Raw genomic sequence first — 18,104 nt, 5'->3', positions numbered from 1 at the left:
TAAATCACTTAAACAAATGCTGAGAAACCGGTAATTGCCCTACCTACAATTAAGGTATTAATCTCCTTCGTACCTTCGTAAGAATAAATTGCTTCTGCATCGGCCACGAAACGGGCAACATTGTATTCCAGCAAAATCCCGTTTCCACCCATTACCTCCCTGGCTTTGCTTACAACATCTCTGGTACGTAGTGAACAGAAAACCTTCGCCAAAGATGCGTGTTCGTCTTTCAAAAGTCCCTGATCTTGTAATTGCGACAACCGGAAGCATAAAGTTTGCATCGCTGTTAAATTGGATAGCATCTCCACCAAATGATTTTGTATCAACTGGAAGGATGCGATTGGTTTTCCAAATTGTTTACGGGTCCTGGTGTAATCCAGCGCATTTTCATAGGCACCCCTGGCGCAACCCACCGCCTGCCAGGCAACTCCTGCCCTGGTCATTTGTAAAACCTTGGCGGTATCTTTGAATGAGTTCGCATTCTGCAGGCGATCTGCCTCTTCAACCTCGCAATTTGTCAGCGTGATAATTCCGTTCTGAACAATACGCAAAGCCATTTTGTCCTGCATTTTTTCTACTGCAAAACCTGGATTATCTTTTTTAACAATGAAGCCTTTTACTTCGCCATCGCCTTCATCACGGGCCCAAATAATTAAAATATCAGCAAACGTGGCATTGCCAATCCATTTTTTCTGACCGTTTAATATCCATTTTCCGTTAACATTTTTGCATGTGGTAGTTAAACCACCAGCGGCTGCAGAACCTACTTCAGGTTCAGTTAAGCCAAATGCACCAATAACCTGAAACTTTTGCATTAAAGGAAGCCACTGCTGTTTTTGTTCCTCAGATCCACATAGATAAATGGAGCCCATGGCTAAACCACTTTGCACCCCAAAAAAGGTAGAAAGCGAAGTATCAATTCTTGCCATTTCCATCGCCAGAATTCCCTCCATTAAATTAGATTTTCCCGGGCAGCCATAACCTTTATAAGTTAAGCCACAAATGTTAAGCTCGGCAAGTTTTGGAATAATTTCGAATGGAAATTCAGCTTTGTTCCAATAATCGTTTACAATCGGCTTTACCTCTTTCTCTAAAAACGCCCTTACTTTTAATTGTAATTCACGGTCCTCATCATTAAGGGCTTCGTCGCCCAACTGATAAAAATCCCCATCAATTGGTGGCAACTCCCTTTTTTTACCTGATCCACCCATCATTTTCATCATTCCTGATATTTGTTTATCATCAAGATTTGAGATGGTTTCGATCATTTTGGGTAAATCAACTTTTTTTGATAACGCATCAAGCTTACCAAAATCTACATGCTTGAAAAGGTTATATGCGTTTTTGAGTGAAGAAAATATATTCGCCATTATTATTCGTTTTGAGAATAACAAATGAGTAATGATTTTGTTGGACGTTGAGGTTAACCGCAAAGAACGCTAAGCCTTACGCAACGAAAAAAATAAGGGCGCAAGGTTAGCTCATCTAACTTTGCGCCCTTTGCAAAATACTTCTTTCCTTTGCGGTTAATCATTTACTTCAAATCGAATAAATTATCTACACCAAGCAACTTTCTAGAAGTAAAACCCTCGCCAAAAGTGGCGCCAATACTTTTACCAAATTCCCGGGAACGGCCCGTAATGGTTTCAAAAAACTCAGGAGAAGAAATATAAGTTTGTAACCCATCAACATCCGGATTGTAAAACTGAGTTTTAAATGCCTTAATCGATTCAATTTTCTTATCCATATGCTCAGAAATATCTACGATAATATCAGGTTTGATATACCTATCCTGAATATACTGCAACAGTAACCTTGGCCGATGTGCAGTTTGGTTTTCGCCATCAAGTGTTGTTTCAATTTTAGGTAAACCTGACAGAAAAACGGAGTCGTACACCAAATCGCCTGCCCTGCCATGGTCCGGGTGACGATCTTCCAGGGCGTTACTCAAAATAATTTCTGGTTGATATTTTCTAATTGCTTTAATAACCTCCAGGCGATGAAATTCATCGTTCTGGAAAAAACCATCACGCATGCGTAGGTTTTCACGGGCGTGTAAACCCAGAATTTTAGCAGAATCTGCCGCTTCTTCATCTCTGGTTTCAGCCGTACCACGGGTGCCCAACTCTCCTCTGGTTAATTCTACAATACCAACTTTTTTACCTAGTGCAATGTGCTTTAATATAGTTCCGGAGCAGCAAAGTTCTGCATCATCGGGGTGAACGGCTATAACTAAAATATCTAACTTCATCTTATTTATTGGCATTTTCATTCAACAGTTGCTGAATTTTCTTTTTTATTTTTGAGCTTAAAGGTTTGGTGAAAGGATAATAAAAATCAACCAGTTCTCCTTTCCTGTTTATTATGTATTTATGAAAGTTCCACCTTGGTTTTGAGCTTAGTTTCGAATTTTGCTTTTTATCACTTAAGAATTGATAAAGTGGATGAATAGATTCTCCACGAACCATAATTTTATCAAACACCGGAAACTTTACACCGTGATTAATTTCGCAAAAGGTAGCAATATCCGAACCGTTTAGCGGTTCCTGCTTACCGAAATCATTTGTAGGAAAACCTAAAATTTCAAAATCAGGATTGTTGATCTCGTCTTTTAATTGCTGAAGTTCTTTCAATTGTGGCGTAAATCCACATTCAGATGCAGTATTAACCACAAGTAAAACCTTATTTCGAAAGGCTGACAATGGCTGCTCATCGCCATTGATCTTTTTAACCTTGAAAGAATAAATATTCGGAATGCGATCCTGCATTATTTTTATTGGTAAAATCCTGAAGTACGAATGATGGATTCAATATCCCGATCCTCATTTGGATTATAAGTACTTTTTAAATTATGTCCCACAACCCGGGCAACAATTTGATAGGAGAAAGCAGCAAAACCACCTTTAGTTTGTTTTACAATATCGTATGTTGTTCTTCCAACCTCTCTATCAATAAGTTTGGTTAAAATTTGCCCTTGCGTAATGGTTAGTTCCTTTATTTCGCGGTTAAACATGTCTTTAATTTCCTTATCACATTGTTTAACCAATTTCTTTTGCTCCTTTTTTTCAGGGGTGCGGGCAATATCTTGTTCCAATTGCTCATACCGGCGTTTGGCAAAGATAGCATATGGCATTACCTTTAATACATTGTAACGCAAACGATTATACGCAGCCTTTTCTGCCGGAGATTTCCAGATTCTGTTTGCAAAAATGCTAACATCCTGCAATTGCATCCAGGGAATCATCACTCCATTATCATTAGTTGAGGCTACACGTAGCGTATCCTGCTTACCCAGTTTAGGAAAAACTGGCTGCGATGGGTCTTGCGCTTTTAGTTTAACACTAAAAATGATGACAATAAACAGAATGATTAGCCCTTTAAATTTCATAAATTTATACTTTCACAAAGTTAGGTGTTATTTCATATATTAGTCGTTTAACAGAACTAATATAAGTTTTATTCATATATAAGACGAAAATTTTTACGCAAAAAAAACAAATGAAAACAGAGTTAGTGATTGATTTAGAGGCGGAAAAGCAAGAAATACTAAAAAGATATAGGGCATTATTACGGGCAAGTAAATCTACATTACAGCGAGGCGATAAGAAAGAGATCAGAAAAGCTTTCGATATGGCCCTGGAAAGCCATAAAGATATGCGCCGAAAATCGGGTGAACCATATATTTATCATCCGATTGCGGTAGCCCAAATTGCGGCAGAAGAAATTGGCTTAGGTACCACTTCTATTGTTTGCGCTTTGTTACATGATGTGGTGGAAGATACCGACATCACGCTGGAAGATATTGAACGTGAATTTGGAAAGAAGACAGCGAAGATTATTGATGGCTTAACCAAAATTTCTGGTGTATTTGACACCAACAGTTCACTGCAGGCAGAAAATTTCAGGAAAATGCTGCTCACGCTAGCAGATGATGTTCGGGTAATTTTGATCAAACTTGCCGATCGTTTGCACAATATGCGTACAATGGATTTTATGCCCCGCCACAAGCAGCTTAAAATTGCATCAGAAACAATTTATTTATACGCACCGCTTGCTCATCGTTTAGGTTTGTACGCCATTAAATCAGAATTGGAAGATCTTTCGATGAAATATCTCGATCCTGATACCTACAAATTTATTGCGAAAAAGCTTAACGAGAAAAAGGCAGAAAGGGCTTTGTTCATCAAGAAATTTGTTGAGCCTATTGATGAAATTGTTCATGAACAGGGTTTGGTTGCCGATGTTTATGGCCGTCCAAAATCTATCCATTCCATCTGGAATAAAATGAAAAAGAAAAATATTCCTTTTGAGGAGGTTTATGATCTTTTTGCCATTCGTATTATTTTAGATAGTGCCTACGAAAACGAAAAAGCTGATTGCTGGAAAGCCTATTCTATTGTTACGGATTTATACCGGCCGAATCCCGATCGCTTGCGAGACTGGGTTTCTTCGCCAAAAGGAAATGGTTACGAAAGTTTACATACGACCGTAATGGGCCCTCGCGGACAGTGGGTTGAAGTGCAAATCCGTACACAACGCATGAATGAAATTGCTGAAAAAGGTTTCGCTGCACACTGGAAATACAAAGAATCGAGCAACGATAATGGTTTGGATCAATGGATCCAGAAGGTTAGAGAAATGCTGAGCAATCCTGAAGCAAATGCCCTGGATTTCCTTGACGACTTCAAGATGAATCTTTTCTCTGATGAAATTTTCATTTTCACGCCAAAGGGCGCTCTAATTCAACTGCCTTTAGGTGCTACTGCATTAGATTTTGCTTTCGAAATCCATACCGGTGTTGGCGCAACCTGTATTGGCGCAAAGGTGAATCACAAACTGGTTCCGATTTCATATAAACTTCAAAATGGAGATCAGGTAGAAATTATTACATCCAGCAAGCAAACACCTAAAGAAGACTGGCTAAATATTGTAGTTACAGCGAAGGCTAAATCTAAAATTAAGTCATCGCTAAAAGAAGAAAAACGGAAAATAGCAGATAACGGGAAAGAGATTTTAGAGCGCAAAATGAAATCGCTAAAAATCACTTATAACACTGATAACATTCAAAAAATAAGTTATTTCTTCAAACTTCCTTCTACTCAGGAGCTGTTTGTAAATGTTGCTTTAGGTAAAATAGAGCTCAAAGACATTAAAGAATACCTGAACACAGAAAAAGAAGTAGAAAGCCGCGGCCCGGAGCGCCCTGAAAATCTTTCAGTAGATGGGATTAAGAATAAAATTAAAGGAGGCGATTCAGACATTTTGCTCATTGGCGAAGACATGCAACGTATTGATTATACGCTTGCAGCTTGTTGTAATCCAATTCCCGGAGATGATGTTTTTGGATTCATTACCGTAAGTGAAGGCATTAAAATCCACAGAACGAACTGCCCTAATGCAGCACAGCTGATGGCTAATTATGGCTATCGCGTGGTTAAAGCAAAATGGAACAAACAACAAGAATTAACTTTCTTAACCGGGCTTCGCATTGTTGGAATTGACGATGTGGGCTTGATCAATAACATCACCAGGGTAATCTCTACCGATTTTAAAGTAAACATGCGATCAATTACGGTTGATACCAATGAAGGGATTTTTGATGGATCAATTATGATTTTTGTAAATGATACGGAGCATCTGGAAAACTTAATCAGAAATTTACTAAAAGTTAGGGGCGTTACCGGTGTAACAAGGTTTGATGCTTAAATGGTTATAGGTTATAGGTTATAGGTTATAGGTTATAGGTTTAGAAGTCGTTTGAGGAAAGGTTTAAAACTGTTTTATTTTTTTAGATCTGAACAGCATTTGTAACGTATAACTTGCAACTTGTAGCTTATAACCTGTAACTTATAACCTGCAACCGAGTTATTACAACATTTCAACAATCCAGCAATTAAACAATCAAACTAATTACCTACCTTTGAACGGAGTTTAAAAACTATGTCAGAACAAAATACAAATGAGCTCGTTCGCAAGATTTTTGAGGCTTATTTAGAAAACAAAAATCTACGCAAAACACCAGAGCGTTTCGCCATCCTGGAAGAAATATATTCACGAAACGATCACTTTGATGTTGAAACCCTCTATATCCACATGAAAAACCAAAAGTATCGTGTAAGCCGGGCTACGGTTTATAATACTTTAGAATTATTGGTTTCATGCGATTTGGTTACCAAACACCAGTTTGGCAAAAACATGGCGCAGTTCGAGAAATCATACGGTTACCGTCAGCACGATCACGTGATTTGTATTGAGTGCGGTAAGGTAGTAGAATTCTGCGATCCTCGCATCCATCAAATTCAAACCATGGTTGGCGATCTTTTAAAGTTCGATGTTAAACATCATTCTTTGAACCTTTATGGCTTCTGCTCAGATTGCAGTATGGCCAGAAAAGTAAATGAAACTGAGGCTGCGAAGCTTGAAGCAAATTAAATCAATCCACAAAATAAAACCAGCTTAAATTTTTAATAATGACGCAAGTAGATGTACTTCTCGGCCTGCAATGGGGCGATGAAGGAAAGGGAAAAATCGTTGATGTACTCAGTCCGAAATATGATCTTATTGCCCGTTTTCAGGGTGGCCCAAACGCCGGACATACTTTAGAGTTCGATGGTAAAAAATTCGTATTAAACACCATCCCATCAGGAATTTTTAACGAAAAAACCATGAACCTTATTGGTAATGGTGTAGTGATCGATCCTATCATTTTAAAAAGAGAGCTAGATAATTTAAAAAAAGCTGGTCATGATCCTGTAGCAGAAGGCAAATTGGTTATTGCCCGTAAAGCGCACCTGATTTTACCAACCCACCAATTATTAGATGCAGCAAACGAAGCTCGCATGGGTAAAAACAAAATCGGTTCAACATTAAAAGGTATTGGCCCAACTTATATGGACAAAACTGGCCGTAATGGTTTACGTGTTGGCGATACTACCCTTCCGGATTTTAAAGAACGTTATAATAAATTAGTAGAAAAACATACCGAAATCCTTTCTCATTATGAAGGTTTCGAATATGAATTGGCTGAAAAAGAAGCATCATTCTTTGAGGCCATTGAATTCTTAAAAAGCATTCCTCACGTAGATAGCGAGCATTTTGTTAACGGCTACCTAAAAGAAGGAAAAGCTGTTCTAGCTGAAGGTGCACAAGGAACATTACTGGATGTTGACTTCGGTTCATACCCTTTCGTAACCTCGAGCAACACAACAACTGCAGGTGCTTGTACAGGTTTAGGCATTGCGCCAAATAAAGTTGGTGCCGTTTACGGTATTTTTAAAGCTTACTGCACCCGAGTTGGCGGCGGTCCGTTTCCAACTGAGTTAGACAATGAAGTTGGTGAAAATTTACGTGCTTTAGGTCATGAGTTTGGTGCTACTACTGGTCGTGCCCGTCGTTGTGGCTGGATCGATCTTCCTGCACTAAAGTATGCCATCATGTTAAACGGTGTTACCGAACTGATCATGATGAAAGCTGACGTGTTAGATACTTTCGATACCATTTATGCTTGTACGCACTACGAATATAATGGCGAAACCATTGATTACATGCCTTACGACATTATTTCAATCGAACCAAAACCAGTTTTGAAAGCTATTGATGGTTGGGCAACTGACGTTACTAAAATCACATCAGTTGATGAAATCCCAGCGAAACTAACAGATTATATCGCGTTCCTGGAAAAAGAATTAGAAGTGCCAATTAAATTTTTATCTGTAGGACCAGATAGAGCGCAAACTTTAGCGTTACGTTAATAGTTTCGTCATCTCGACTGAAGCGCAGCGAAACGGAGAGATCTTTGTCGCAAGCGAAACCTGAGATCTTAATAAAAAGCAATCCTTTAAATGGGTTGCTTTTTTTTTTTTTGGAAAGCACTGCAACTACTACTATTAACGTTGGTCCCGCCAATGTTTCAAGTCCCGATTTTTACGGCTGAGCAAATTCAAAGAATCTGCAGCGGGAGCTTTCCACTTATGTCGGGTTTAGTTACCTTTGCCGCAGCTTGAAAACCACGCAAAACATAACCGAATTTAAACAAAAGGCATTACACTGGGCTAACCAGTTCGATGTTTGTTGTTTATTAGATTCCAACCAATATCCAGATTTTTACTCGGCTTATGATTTTATCTTGGCAGCTGACGTTCAGGCAGAACTTAAATGCAACTCCGGCAAAGCATTTGAACAACTAAAAGCATTCCAGGAAGTTAACAAGCAATGGCTTTTTGGTTTTTTCAGCTATGATCTTAAAAACGAAATCGAAGATTTGGTTTCAAAAAATACCGATCATCTACATTTTCCGGAGTTATATTTTTTTGTTCCAAAATACCTAATTGCTGTTAAAAACGGAAAGGCTGAAGTTTTAATTGGTGATGATGCTATTCTAAATGAAATAAATGCGTTCAAGCCTGAAAAAAGTGAATCTACTGGTCAACTCAGCATTGGGCGAAGGCTTTCAAAAACAGCATATCTTAACAAGGTAGAAAAGTTGAAAGAACACATCATCCGTGGCGATATTTATGAAGTGAATTTTTGCCAGGAGTTTTTTGCCGAAAACGCAAAAATTAACCCAGTTGAAACATTCGGCTTGTTGAATGATATTTCCCCTACGCCATTTGCTGGTTTTTTAAAGGTTTACGAACATTATATTTTATCGGCAACGCCAGAACGTTTTTTAGCTAAACGTGGCTCAAAGCTAATATCACAACCCATCAAGGGAACTGCAAGAAGAAGCGCTGATTCGAAAGAAGATAAGCAAATCAAAACTCAGCTTAGAAACGATGTTAAGGAGCAATCAGAAAATGTGATGATCGTTGATTTAGTTCGTCATGACTTAACGAAATCGGCGGTGAAAGGCTCAGTAAAAGTTGAAGAATTATTTGGCATTTACAGCTTTCCACAGGTACATCAAATGATTTCTACCATCACCTGCGAACTTGATCCAACTATCCATTTTGTTGATGCCATTAAAGATGCTTTCCCAATGGGATCAATGACCGGTGCGCCAAAGGTAAAGGCCATGGAATTGATTGAGCACTATGAAGAAACAAAAAGAGGTGTTTATTCCGGCTCGTTTGGATGCATTAGCCCCGATGGAAATTTTGATTTCAATGTAATTATCCGCAGTATTATTTATAATTCTACCAACCAATACTTATCATTTCAGGTTGGAGGCGCCATCACTTATCAAAGCGATCCAGAGAAAGAATATGAGGAATGTTTGCTCAAAGCCAGTGCTATTTTGAAGGTACTAGGGGTTCATTAGTCATTAGTCATTAGTCATTAGTCATTAGTCATTAGTCATTAGTCATTAGTAAAAACAAACACCTAAACTAGCTGTTGCAATTTATCAACAAAAAGGCATAAAAAAAGGTTGAAAGTTTCTCACTTTCAACCTTTAACCTTCAACTTTTAAAGCTTCCGTTATTTTTTATAGTATTTCATTGCCTCTGGTAAATCTCTTTGTATTTGTGCAATACGAGACTGGTCGGTAGGGTGCGTACTTAAAAAAGCGGGTGGCTTTTGTGAGCCGGCACTTGCCTGAGCCATTCTCTGCCAGAAACCTATAGCACTGGACGGATTATAACCAGCCATTGCCATGAATGACAAGCCCATCTTATCGGCCTCTAATTCTTGATTTCTGCCATATTTCAATATTGTTAACTGTCCGCCAATACCATAGGCCTGGTTAATATATTCAGCATATTTTGAATTCGATGAAGCAGCTCCTACCAGTGCTCCACCAACCTGCGCAGCCTGCATTTGAGAAGCCCGCTCTGCAGAATGCTGTGCAATAGCATGAGCCACTTCATGTCCCATTACAGTTGCTAAACCAGCTTCATCTTTTGTCACTGGTAAAATACCGGTATAAACAGCAATTTTACCACCGGGCATACACCACGCATTAATTTCTTTACTTTCAATCAGATTATATTCCCACTTATAATTTTTGATTTGTTCACCAAAACCATTCTGGTTCATATATTGAGTTACTGCAGCAGCTATTTTTTGGCCAACGCGTTTTACCATCGCCGAATTTGCATTGTTTGATGAAACTACCTTAGTTTGTGGATCACTTAACAATTGTTGGTATCCAATTGCTGCTTGCTGTTGCAAAGAACTATCATCAACCAGGCTTAGCCTACTTCTTCCGGTTAAGGGAACAGTAGAACATGAATTAAATAGTATAACCCCAGCAACACTTGCTGTTAAAAATAATTTTTTCATAACGCAATTTTAAATGATTAGTAATATTCGTTTTACAAACCGAAATAATAAACAGTAAGCCTACAAATAAGTTTTAGTGAATGTGTTTTTGTTAATTGTTAGTTTTTTTCTTAAACAAATACACTTTAGATTCTTTGCCTTTTAGCAATCTTTCGAGATTTTTTTGGTGCGTAACTAAAATCAATATACAAACCACCATGCCGTACAGCACTTCAGATTTTATGGAAACCTGGAACAAAAAGACTACACTTAGCGGAAACGTAAATCCTGCACAAATGGAACTTAATGAAACGTATTTAGTTAATAGTAACACCACCACGAAAACCAGAACACAAAGCATAGATGCTTCGAAGTTAACTGCCAAAATCATTCCAAAAAGGGTTGCCACCCCTTTTCCACCCCTAAAACCAGCAAAAACGGGAAACAAGTGCCCCATTACAGCAGTTACGCCGAGTGCTAGCTGATAATTCACAAAGATGACGGAATTTTGTGGTCCGGTAACAGACATGCCGATAAGATAAGCAAGATTGGTTGCGGTATAGCCTTTCGCAATATCGATGATCATTACGGCAATACCAGCTTTTTTACCTAAAACACGAAAGGTATTGGTTGCCCCTGCATTGCCACTGCCGTACTCTCTTACATCGACCCCATAAAAAGCCTGACCGAGCCAGACAGCGGTAGGGATTGATCCAAAAAGATAGGCAACTAATAATGCGCTGAGAGAATAAACCGTAACCATAGCCTACAATGATACAAAAAATAAGCTTTCCATTTTATAGCAAATCACCTTTAATATGCTTTTAAGCTAATGTCTAAGCTTTTAACTGAATGCGTGAGTGCACCCATAGAAATGAAATCGACACCGCAAGCTGCGTATTCAACTACGTTATCTTCGGTTATCCCGCCTGAAGCTTCGGTAATGAATTTACCATCAATCAGCTTCACTGCTGCTCTTAGATTCTCAAAACTGAAATTATCCAGCATAATTCGGTCAACACCTCCAACGGCTAACACCTGAGATAATTCCTCAATATTCCTCACTTCTATTTCAATTTGTAGCGATTTTTGCTGATCAGCCAAATACTTTCTTGCAGCATTAATGGCGTTAGATATTCCTCCGGCATAATCTACATGATTATCTTTTATTAAAATCATATCGTATAAGCCGATGCGATGGTTTACACCGCCGCCAATACGAACCGCCCATTTTTCTAAATAGCGTAATCCAGGTGTGGTTTTCCGGGTATCTAAAATTTTCGTTTTGGTATCTTTCAACATCGAAACAATGCGATGTGTTTTGGTTGCAATGCCACTCATACGCTGCATGCAATTTAGAACCAATCGCTCTGCGATTAAAATAGAATGGGTACTCCCCGAAACTGTTAAACCGATATCACCAACCTTCACGGTAGCTCCATCTTGCAAAAGCACATCTACTTTTAAGCTTGCATCAACGGTTGCAAAAATTTCAACAGCTAGCTCCATTCCAGCTAAAATGCCATCTTCTTTTATAATTAATTTTGCTTTCCCTTGTGTTCCCGCAGGAATGGTTGATAATGAAGTGTGATCGCCATCGCCAACATCTTCGGCAAGTGCATTTTTTATGAATTGTTGTATCAGTTGAATATCCAAAGTTGAGATTTTATGCTGCAAAAATAGGAATTATTTACGAGCAGACAATCTGCTGACAAAATTAAAGCGTCAATTCCCATACGTAAATATTCTCGTCAGATCATAAAATTGGAAAAGATTGGTGTTAATCTTTAGCGGGTTCAATGCGCAATTCGGTAATTAAAAAGTTATTGTTGAATTTTTTCATGGTTACCGATACCCTAAACGTTTCTTTCGAAGTGCTCAGAATAATTACGCCAAAACGATAGTTAGGATTTGTATTAATTTTATGAAAAATACTTGTTTTTATCGGAGGATGTTTGATAAAAAAATCCCTTAAGATCTGCTCACCTTGTGCTTTTGAGTATACATCTTCCTCATCAATCAGAATTAACTCAATTGTTGAAGCAAAATTTTTCGCAATCTGACTGGCATTGCTGGTTTTAAAATACGAGGATAAATCATCAATAATATCAGCCTGAAAGGCTTTTGAACCATTTAGTGATGACAAACTAATAATTAGTAAAAACAAGCTCCGGATCATTTCTGTATTTTATAATGACCTTGTAGCTAAAATTATGCCATTAGCTTATCAAAAAACGGATTTCTTCATTTGGATAAGCTTCAATAAACTTATATTTGCTCCATAAGAAAACAATAAAACATGTTTCATGAGAAAATGTTTTAAACGTGTTCAATTAATTTTTTATAAAATAAGATGATAAACGATAAAAAACTCGCACTTATAATTTTAGATGGTTGGGGCTACGGAAGACAAGATAATTCTGATGCCGCTTATGCTGCAAATACTCCTTTTTTCGATTCATTATTAAAAAACTACCCAAACTCGAAACTTGAAGCTTCTGGAGAAGCCGTTGGTTTACCAGCCGGACAGATGGGAAATTCGGAAGTTGGGCATATGAACTTAGGTGCAGGTCGCGTAGTTTATCAAGAACTTGGTAGAATTAACAAATCAATCGCGGATAGAGAATTACATGTTCATCCGGTTTTGCTTGCTGCTTTTGATTATGCCAAACAAAATAACAAGGCCGTTCATTTCATTGGGCTGGTTTCAAACGGCGGCGTTCATGCCCACATTGAGCATTTAAAAGCATTATGTGATGCAGCAAACCAGGCCAATGTTGAAAGAACATTTGTCCATGCTTTCTTAGATGGCCGCGACACTGATCCAAATTCAGGATTAGGTTTTATTACCGACCTTCAAAACCACATTGAAAACACTTCGGCTAAGTTGGCTACAATGGTGGGGCGTTACTACGCAATGGATCGCGATAACCGTTGGGAACGCGTAAAGCAAGCTTACGATGTAATGGTGAATGGCATTGGAGAGAAAACTCAAGATGCACTTGCTGTGATCAGAAGATCTTATGAAGAAGGTATTACAGATGAGTTTTTAAAGCCGGTTGTGTTAACGCAAGATAATGGTTTGCCCGTTGCAACCATCCAGAATGACGATGTAGTAATCTGCTTCAATTTCCGTACAGACCGCGGAAGAGAAATTACTACGGCGCTAACGCAAAAAGATTTTCCGGAACAACAAATGCATAAACTGCCGTTGTATTATGTTACAATGACATCTTATGACGAAAGCTTTGAGAAAGTAAATGTTATTTTCACGAAAGATGATCTAACAAAAACGATTGGAGAAGTTTTAGCAGAAAATAATAAAAATCAAATTCGTATTGCCGAGACAGAAAAATATCCACACGTTACCTTCTTCTTCTCTGGTGGTAGAGAATCAGAGTTTCCAAACGAAAAAAGAATCTTAATTCCTTCACCTAAAGTGGCCACCTATGATTTGCAACCAGAAATGAGTGCGGCTGGAATTACCGCGGCCATTACTGCAGAAATGGAAACCGGTTGGGCCGACTTTATTTGTTTAAACTTTGCCAATCCGGATATGGTTGGACATACAGGCGTTTTCGATGCAGTGGTAAAAGCCGTAGAAACTGCAGATAAATGTGCAGAAATTGTAGTTAATAAAGGTTTAGAAAATGGTTACTCTTTTATTCTATTAGCCGATCATGGCAATTCTGAATATATGGTAAACGGCGATGGATCTGTAAATACAGCACACACTACCAATCTTGTCCCTTGTATTTTAATTGATAAGGATTACAAAACTTTAGCCGATGGAAAATTAGGCGACATTGCACCAACCGTTTTAAAAATACTAAGAGTAGCCATTCCGGCAGAAATGACAGGAAACGTTTTAGTATAATGACCAAAAATACCTATATCCTACTTTTTGTTTTAACATTGATTTCCTGTAATCAGGGAAAAGATTCAAAAATAGATAGCGGAAATGCCTACTTTGACTTACAGGGCTATTTCGAAAAAGAGATAGCCCGACTACAAAGACTGAATCCAACAGTAAGCAAAACGGTTAGTGTGAATGGCATCAACGAAAGTAACAACGTTAAGGTAGCGGATTGGAAAAAAGAACTTGCTATTTTTGCCAATGCAGATATTAATAAAGCCTCATGGCAGGGTAGCTTCACAAATAAAAAAGTTGGTTTAGCTGATGTATACAGCTCTGACAGTAAAAAAATCCCTGTGAAATGGGTTTATGTTGCCAAGAGAGGTTCTGAAATTCAGAAGATAGAAATTATCATTGCCAATAAAAATATCCTGTTTCAATCAAATGATACACTGAGTTACTATCCTGATAGTTTATACCTCATAAAAAAACAGCAAAAAATACGATTGCTAAAGGAGAAAAAATATACCATCTCCGGAAAGTTTAAATAACAAAAAAACGGGCTTTGAAAATTCAACAGCCCGTTTTCTATTTAGATTCAGATCTTACTTTAAACTTGCAATCTGTGCTTTATCGTAAGCAACCCAATCAATAATATCTTTACGCAATGGCTGCATGGTTAATACTTTTTGGAAATCAGAAATGGAATTATTAAACAATGCCACACAAGCTGTTTTCTCATCCTTCTTCTTTGCCTTGTATGATCTAAAAATTGCGTAATCTTTGTAAGCTAATCCACGGTTTTGAAACATTTGGGTATCTTCCTCCCCATTTATTTCAATTGCCTTAGTAAAATCTTTAATTGAGGCGGTGTAAAAATTTTCCCGCATACTATTTAATGATTCTTTAGGATCGTTTGCAATATTTAGTCTCGCTTTGCCACGATAGTAATACGCAGATACTTCTGTTGGTTTAACAGTAATGAGGCGACTATAAGTTTCGATACATTTCTCATATTGTCCATTTTGAAAGTAAGAATAACCCAGCATTTGTAGAATTTTAGCGTTATCAGGCGTTTTTGTATCCGCTTTTTCCAGTTGCGTAACAGCGGTTTTATAATCACCCTTAATCATTGCCTGCATGCTTCTTTCGTAGTTGTTTTGTGCAAAACTGCTGGTTGATGATAAAATAATTAAACCTAAAATAACTTGCTTAAAATAGTTCATGTAATGAATAATATGTTTTTTTCGTAAATCTACCGTCTAAAAAGACGAAATTTGTTGCAATATAATCCTATTCTGATAATTTAAAAGTTTTTAATTTTTGTGAATAAGCGTTAAATACCCCAAACATTAGCTTAACGCTAAAAAACAATTTATATGATAATGGCGGAATATTAAAAGTTGCTCTGCCTTTTTAACATAAGATTAATATTATTTTCACTTTGGCACAAGAGTTGAAATTGCTACCTTAACAACATAAATAAACGAAGTGAATACGATCAACTGCCAGTTTGTCGTGAGAGGAAAATGTGATAATGAGTAAACAAGATATATTTGATTTCCATTCTGCTATGCCAATAATTAACGAGGATACCGAATTTTTCCCTTTAATGTCGCAACAAGACGAAGAGGAAATGAACAATGAGGAAACGCCTGAAACATTGGCGATTTTGCCGTTGCGAAACACCGTTTTATTTCCTGGAGTGGTAATTCCAATTACCGTTGGCAGAGATAAATCAATTAAACTGATTAAAGAAGCTTACAAAGGAAATAAAATTATTGGGGTAGTATCTCAAAAAGATGTTTCCATTGAAGACCCTACATTTGAGCAGTTAAATACGGTTGGTACGGTTGCAAACATCATTAAGTTGTTGCAAATGCCTGATGGAAATACCACGGTTATTATTCAGGGCAAACAACGTTTTAGCCTGATTGAGGAAGTACAAAATGAGCCTTACATCAAGGCTGTTGTGAAGAAATTTGAAGAACAGAAACATAAAGCAGATAAGGAGTTTAAAACACTTATCGCTTCTATTCGCGAAATGTCGGCGCAAATTATTCAATTGTCGCCAAACATTCCAAGTGAAGCGAGTATTGCATTAAAAAACATCGAAAGCAATTCATTTTTGATCAATTTTATTTCGTCGAACATGAATGCCGAAATGGCCGATAAGCAGAAAATCCTCGAAATGGGTAAATTGCAGGAAAGAGCACAAAAGGTGATGGAGCTTTTGATGGTTGAATTGCAGATGCTGGAGTTGAGGAATCAAATTCAATCTAAAGTACGTACCGACCTTGATAAGCAGCAACGTGATTATTTCTTAAATCAGCAACTTAAAACCATTCAGGAAGAACTGGGTGGAAATTCGGCCGATTTAGAATTTGATGCCCTTCAGGAAAAAGCAAAAAAGAAAAAATGGTCACAAGCTGTTGCCGATCATTTTGATAAAGAATTAGATAAGTTAGGTAGAATGAACCCGGCGGCGCCAGATTATTCTGTTCAGCTAAATTACCTTGAATTGCTTCTTGATTTACCCTGGAGCGAGTTTACAAAAGATAATTTTGATTTAAAACGTGCCCAACGTATTCTTGATAAAGACCATTTTGGCTTAGAAAAAGTTAAGCAGCGTATTGTAGAATATCTTGCTGTTTTAAAGTTAAAACGCGATATGAAAGCGCCCATCTTGTGTTTGGTAGGTCCTCCGGGAGTTGGTAAAACATCTTTAGGAAAGTCTATCGCCAAAGCTTTGGGACGTAAATATGTACGGATGGCTTTAGGTGGCATTCGCGATGAGGCCGAAATTCGTGGTCACCGTAAAACCTATATTGGCGCAATGCCAGGCCGAATTATTTCATCAATTAAAAAAGCTGGAGCAGATAATCCTGTTTTCGTTTTGGATGAGATTGATAAAGTTGGTACCGATCATCGTGGCGACCCTTCATCAGCTTTGCTGGAAGTGCTGGATCCGGAACAAAATAACGCTTTCTATGATCACTATGTAGAAGTAGACTACGACCTATCTAATATTTTGTTCATCGCAACTGCAAATTCGTTAAGCACCATTCAGCCGGCCTTGCTTGATCGGATGGAGATTATCGAAGTAAATGGCTATACCATCGAAGAGAAAATCGAAATTGCGAAGAAATATCTTCTGCCAAAACAAAAAGAAAATCACGGCTTACAGAATAAAGATATCAATCTTAAACCTGCGCTAATCGAAAAAGTGATTGAAGATTACACACGTGAATCGGGTGTGCGTGGTTTGGAAAAGAAAATTGGTTCACTGGTGCGTGGTGTGGCCACTAAACTTGCCATGAAAGAGGAATATAACGTAACATTGGATAACGAAGATATCGAACGCATTTTAGGTGCGCCAATTTATGATAAAGACCTTTACGAAGGAAATGAAGTTGCGGGAGTGGTAACCGGATTAGCATGGACAAGTGTAGGTGGAGATATTTTGTTTATCGAATCGAGCTTGAGCCCGGGAAAAGGAAAGCTGACGCTAACAGGTAATTTAGGCGATGTGATGAAAGAATCTGCCGTAATTGCTTTAGCTTATTTAAGAGCACATGCTGCAGAATTCGGCATTGACTACACCCTATTCGACAACTGGGATGTTCACGTTCACGTTCCTGCAGGCGCAACTCCAAAAGACGGCCCATCAGCCGGAGTAACCATGCTTACCGCATTAACTTCGGCATTTACACAACGTAAAGTAAAACAACATTTAGCCATGACTGGCGAAATTACCTTGCGTGGAAAGGTACTTCCGGTTGGTGGAATTAAGGAAAAAATTCTTGCTGCTAAAAGAGCAAACATTAAAGAAATTATCCTTTGCAAAAGCAACCGAAAAGATATTTTAGAGATTAAAGAAAGTTACATCAAGGATCTTACTTTCCATTATGTTACTGAAATGAGTGAGGTGATCGAATTGGCATTAACAAAAAATAAGGTTAAAAAACCTTTGGATTTAACAATCAAACTTGCGCCAATTGTCAACTAAATTGTAATCTTTTAGGTTAGCAGTTAAAAATCCGATAAC

At 37.9% G+C, this 18,104-nt stretch carries 16 protein-coding genes; 7 read left to right on the top strand and 9 right to left on the bottom strand.

The genetic code is table 11. The annotated features are described in order from the left end of the window. Positions 1-8: 8 nt before the first annotated feature. The 4 genes from R2Q70_RS03635 to R2Q70_RS03620 form a co-directional block, all read right to left on the bottom strand. Entirely contained in the window at positions 9-1,370 is a 1,362-nt protein-coding gene (locus tag R2Q70_RS03635; protein WP_316806297.1) for an acyl-CoA dehydrogenase family protein, read from the bottom strand. 164 nt (positions 1,371-1,534) lie between these two features. Beyond that, positions 1,535-2,251 (bottom strand): bacillithiol biosynthesis deacetylase BshB1, encoded by a 717-nt coding sequence (gene bshB1, locus R2Q70_RS03630; RefSeq protein ID WP_316806296.1) that lies wholly within the window; start codon positions 2,249-2,251, stop codon positions 1,535-1,537. Between the two features lies 1 nt (position 2,252). After that, complete coding sequence (locus tag R2Q70_RS03625; protein ID WP_316806295.1) at positions 2,253-2,768, bottom strand: glutathione peroxidase; 516 nt, start codon at positions 2,766-2,768, stop codon at positions 2,253-2,255. A 5-nt stretch (positions 2,769-2,773) separates the two neighbouring features. Next, positions 2,774-3,388, bottom strand: coding sequence for a DUF4294 domain-containing protein (locus R2Q70_RS03620; protein WP_316806294.1), 615 nt, complete (start codon positions 3,386-3,388; stop codon positions 2,774-2,776). Between the two features lie 110 nt (positions 3,389-3,498). Between R2Q70_RS03620 and R2Q70_RS03615 the strand changes: the two genes are divergently transcribed. The 4 genes from R2Q70_RS03615 to R2Q70_RS03600 all read left to right on the top strand — a co-directional run bounded on the left by R2Q70_RS03615 (position 3,499) and on the right by R2Q70_RS03600 (position 9,259). Further along, entirely contained in the window at positions 3,499-5,706 is a 2,208-nt protein-coding gene (locus tag R2Q70_RS03615) for a RelA/SpoT family protein (RefSeq protein WP_010600194.1), read from the top strand. Between the two features lie 234 nt (positions 5,707-5,940). Next, a complete protein-coding gene (locus R2Q70_RS03610) occupies positions 5,941-6,432 on the top strand; it encodes a Fur family transcriptional regulator (RefSeq protein ID WP_010600195.1) in 492 nt (163 codons plus the stop codon). Positions 6,433-6,470: 38 nt separating this feature from the next. Continuing rightward, positions 6,471-7,751: an adenylosuccinate synthase gene (locus R2Q70_RS03605; RefSeq protein WP_316806293.1), complete on the top strand. Its 1,281-nt coding sequence runs from the start codon at positions 6,471-6,473 to the stop codon at positions 7,749-7,751. 248 nt (positions 7,752-7,999) lie between these two features. Then, complete coding sequence (locus tag R2Q70_RS03600) at positions 8,000-9,259, top strand: anthranilate synthase component I family protein (RefSeq protein ID WP_316806292.1); 1,260 nt, start codon at positions 8,000-8,002, stop codon at positions 9,257-9,259. Positions 9,260-9,417: 158 nt separating this feature from the next. Here the strand turns inward: R2Q70_RS03600 and R2Q70_RS03595 are convergent, their stop codons facing one another. The 4 genes from R2Q70_RS03595 to R2Q70_RS03580 form a co-directional block, all read right to left on the bottom strand. Continuing rightward, complete coding sequence (locus R2Q70_RS03595) at positions 9,418-10,221, bottom strand: M48 family metallopeptidase (protein WP_316806291.1); 804 nt, start codon at positions 10,219-10,221, stop codon at positions 9,418-9,420. 91 nt (positions 10,222-10,312) lie between these two features. Continuing rightward, positions 10,313-10,963, bottom strand: a complete 651-nt coding sequence (plsY, locus tag R2Q70_RS03590) for a glycerol-3-phosphate 1-O-acyltransferase PlsY (RefSeq protein WP_316806290.1) — start codon at positions 10,961-10,963, stop codon at positions 10,313-10,315. Positions 10,964-11,013: 50 nt separating this feature from the next. Continuing rightward, positions 11,014-11,856 carry a carboxylating nicotinate-nucleotide diphosphorylase gene (gene nadC, locus R2Q70_RS03585; RefSeq protein ID WP_316806289.1) on the bottom strand — a complete coding sequence of 281 codons (843 nt, stop codon included), beginning with the start codon at positions 11,854-11,856 and terminating at the stop codon, positions 11,014-11,016. Between the two features lie 124 nt (positions 11,857-11,980). Further along, positions 11,981-12,346, bottom strand: a complete 366-nt coding sequence (locus R2Q70_RS03580) for a DUF4783 domain-containing protein (RefSeq protein WP_316806288.1) — start codon at positions 12,344-12,346, stop codon at positions 11,981-11,983. Between the two features lie 207 nt (positions 12,347-12,553). Here R2Q70_RS03580 and gpmI point away from each other — a divergent pair, with 207 nt between their 5' ends. Next, positions 12,554-14,077 (top strand): 2,3-bisphosphoglycerate-independent phosphoglycerate mutase, encoded by a 1,524-nt coding sequence (gene gpmI / locus R2Q70_RS03575; RefSeq protein ID WP_316806287.1) that lies wholly within the window; start codon positions 12,554-12,556, stop codon positions 14,075-14,077. After that, the gene (locus R2Q70_RS03570) at positions 14,077-14,607 is read left to right on the top strand and encodes a hypothetical protein (RefSeq protein ID WP_316806286.1); all 531 of its coding nucleotides are present in this window, start codon (positions 14,077-14,079) and stop codon (positions 14,605-14,607) included. Before gpmI ends, R2Q70_RS03570 begins: the two co-directional genes overlap by 1 nt. Before the next feature lie 54 nt (positions 14,608-14,661). On the opposite strand, the gene R2Q70_RS03565 is transcribed toward R2Q70_RS03570, so the two are convergent. Further along, complete coding sequence (locus tag R2Q70_RS03565; RefSeq protein WP_316806285.1) at positions 14,662-15,282, bottom strand: tetratricopeptide repeat protein; 621 nt, start codon at positions 15,280-15,282, stop codon at positions 14,662-14,664. A gap of 311 nt (positions 15,283-15,593) precedes the next feature. Here R2Q70_RS03565 and lon point away from each other — a divergent pair, with 311 nt between their 5' ends. After that, a complete protein-coding gene (gene lon, locus R2Q70_RS03560) occupies positions 15,594-18,065 on the top strand; it encodes an endopeptidase La (RefSeq protein ID WP_316806284.1) in 2,472 nt (823 codons plus the stop codon). Positions 18,066-18,104: the final 39 nt, after the last annotated feature.

Source organism: Pedobacter agri, assembly GCF_032678665.1.
Classification (GTDB): domain Bacteria; phylum Bacteroidota; class Bacteroidia; order Sphingobacteriales; family Sphingobacteriaceae; genus Pedobacter; species Pedobacter agri_A.
This window is presented reverse-complemented; position numbering and strand designations above follow the sequence as displayed.

Excerpts from the sequence above, each read along its gene's own strand:
- R2Q70_RS03635 (WP_316806297.1), bottom strand. The coding sequence starts at position 1,370 with ATGGCGAATATATTTTCTTCACTCAAAAACGCATATAACCTTTTCAAG.
- bshB1 (WP_316806296.1), bottom strand. The coding sequence starts at position 2,251 with ATGAAGTTAGATATTTTAGTTATAGCCGTTCACCCCGATGATGCAGAA.
- R2Q70_RS03625 (WP_316806295.1), bottom strand. The coding sequence starts at position 2,768 with ATGCAGGATCGCATTCCGAATATTTATTCTTTCAAGGTTAAAAAGATC.
- R2Q70_RS03620 (WP_316806294.1), bottom strand. The coding sequence starts at position 3,388 with ATGAAATTTAAAGGGCTAATCATTCTGTTTATTGTCATCATTTTTAGT.
- R2Q70_RS03615 (WP_010600194.1), top strand. The coding sequence starts at position 3,499 with ATGAAAACAGAGTTAGTGATTGATTTAGAGGCGGAAAAGCAAGAAATA.
- R2Q70_RS03610 (WP_010600195.1), top strand. The coding sequence starts at position 5,941 with ATGTCAGAACAAAATACAAATGAGCTCGTTCGCAAGATTTTTGAGGCT.
- R2Q70_RS03605 (WP_316806293.1), top strand. The coding sequence starts at position 6,471 with ATGACGCAAGTAGATGTACTTCTCGGCCTGCAATGGGGCGATGAAGGA.
- R2Q70_RS03595 (WP_316806291.1), bottom strand. The coding sequence starts at position 10,221 with ATGAAAAAATTATTTTTAACAGCAAGTGTTGCTGGGGTTATACTATTT.
- plsY (WP_316806290.1), bottom strand. The coding sequence starts at position 10,963 with ATGGTTACGGTTTATTCTCTCAGCGCATTATTAGTTGCCTATCTTTTT.
- gpmI (WP_316806287.1), top strand. The coding sequence starts at position 12,554 with ATGATAAACGATAAAAAACTCGCACTTATAATTTTAGATGGTTGGGGC.
- R2Q70_RS03570 (WP_316806286.1), top strand. The coding sequence starts at position 14,077 with ATGACCAAAAATACCTATATCCTACTTTTTGTTTTAACATTGATTTCC.
- R2Q70_RS03565 (WP_316806285.1), bottom strand. The coding sequence starts at position 15,282 with ATGAACTATTTTAAGCAAGTTATTTTAGGTTTAATTATTTTATCATCA.
- lon (WP_316806284.1), top strand. The coding sequence starts at position 15,594 with ATGAGTAAACAAGATATATTTGATTTCCATTCTGCTATGCCAATAATT.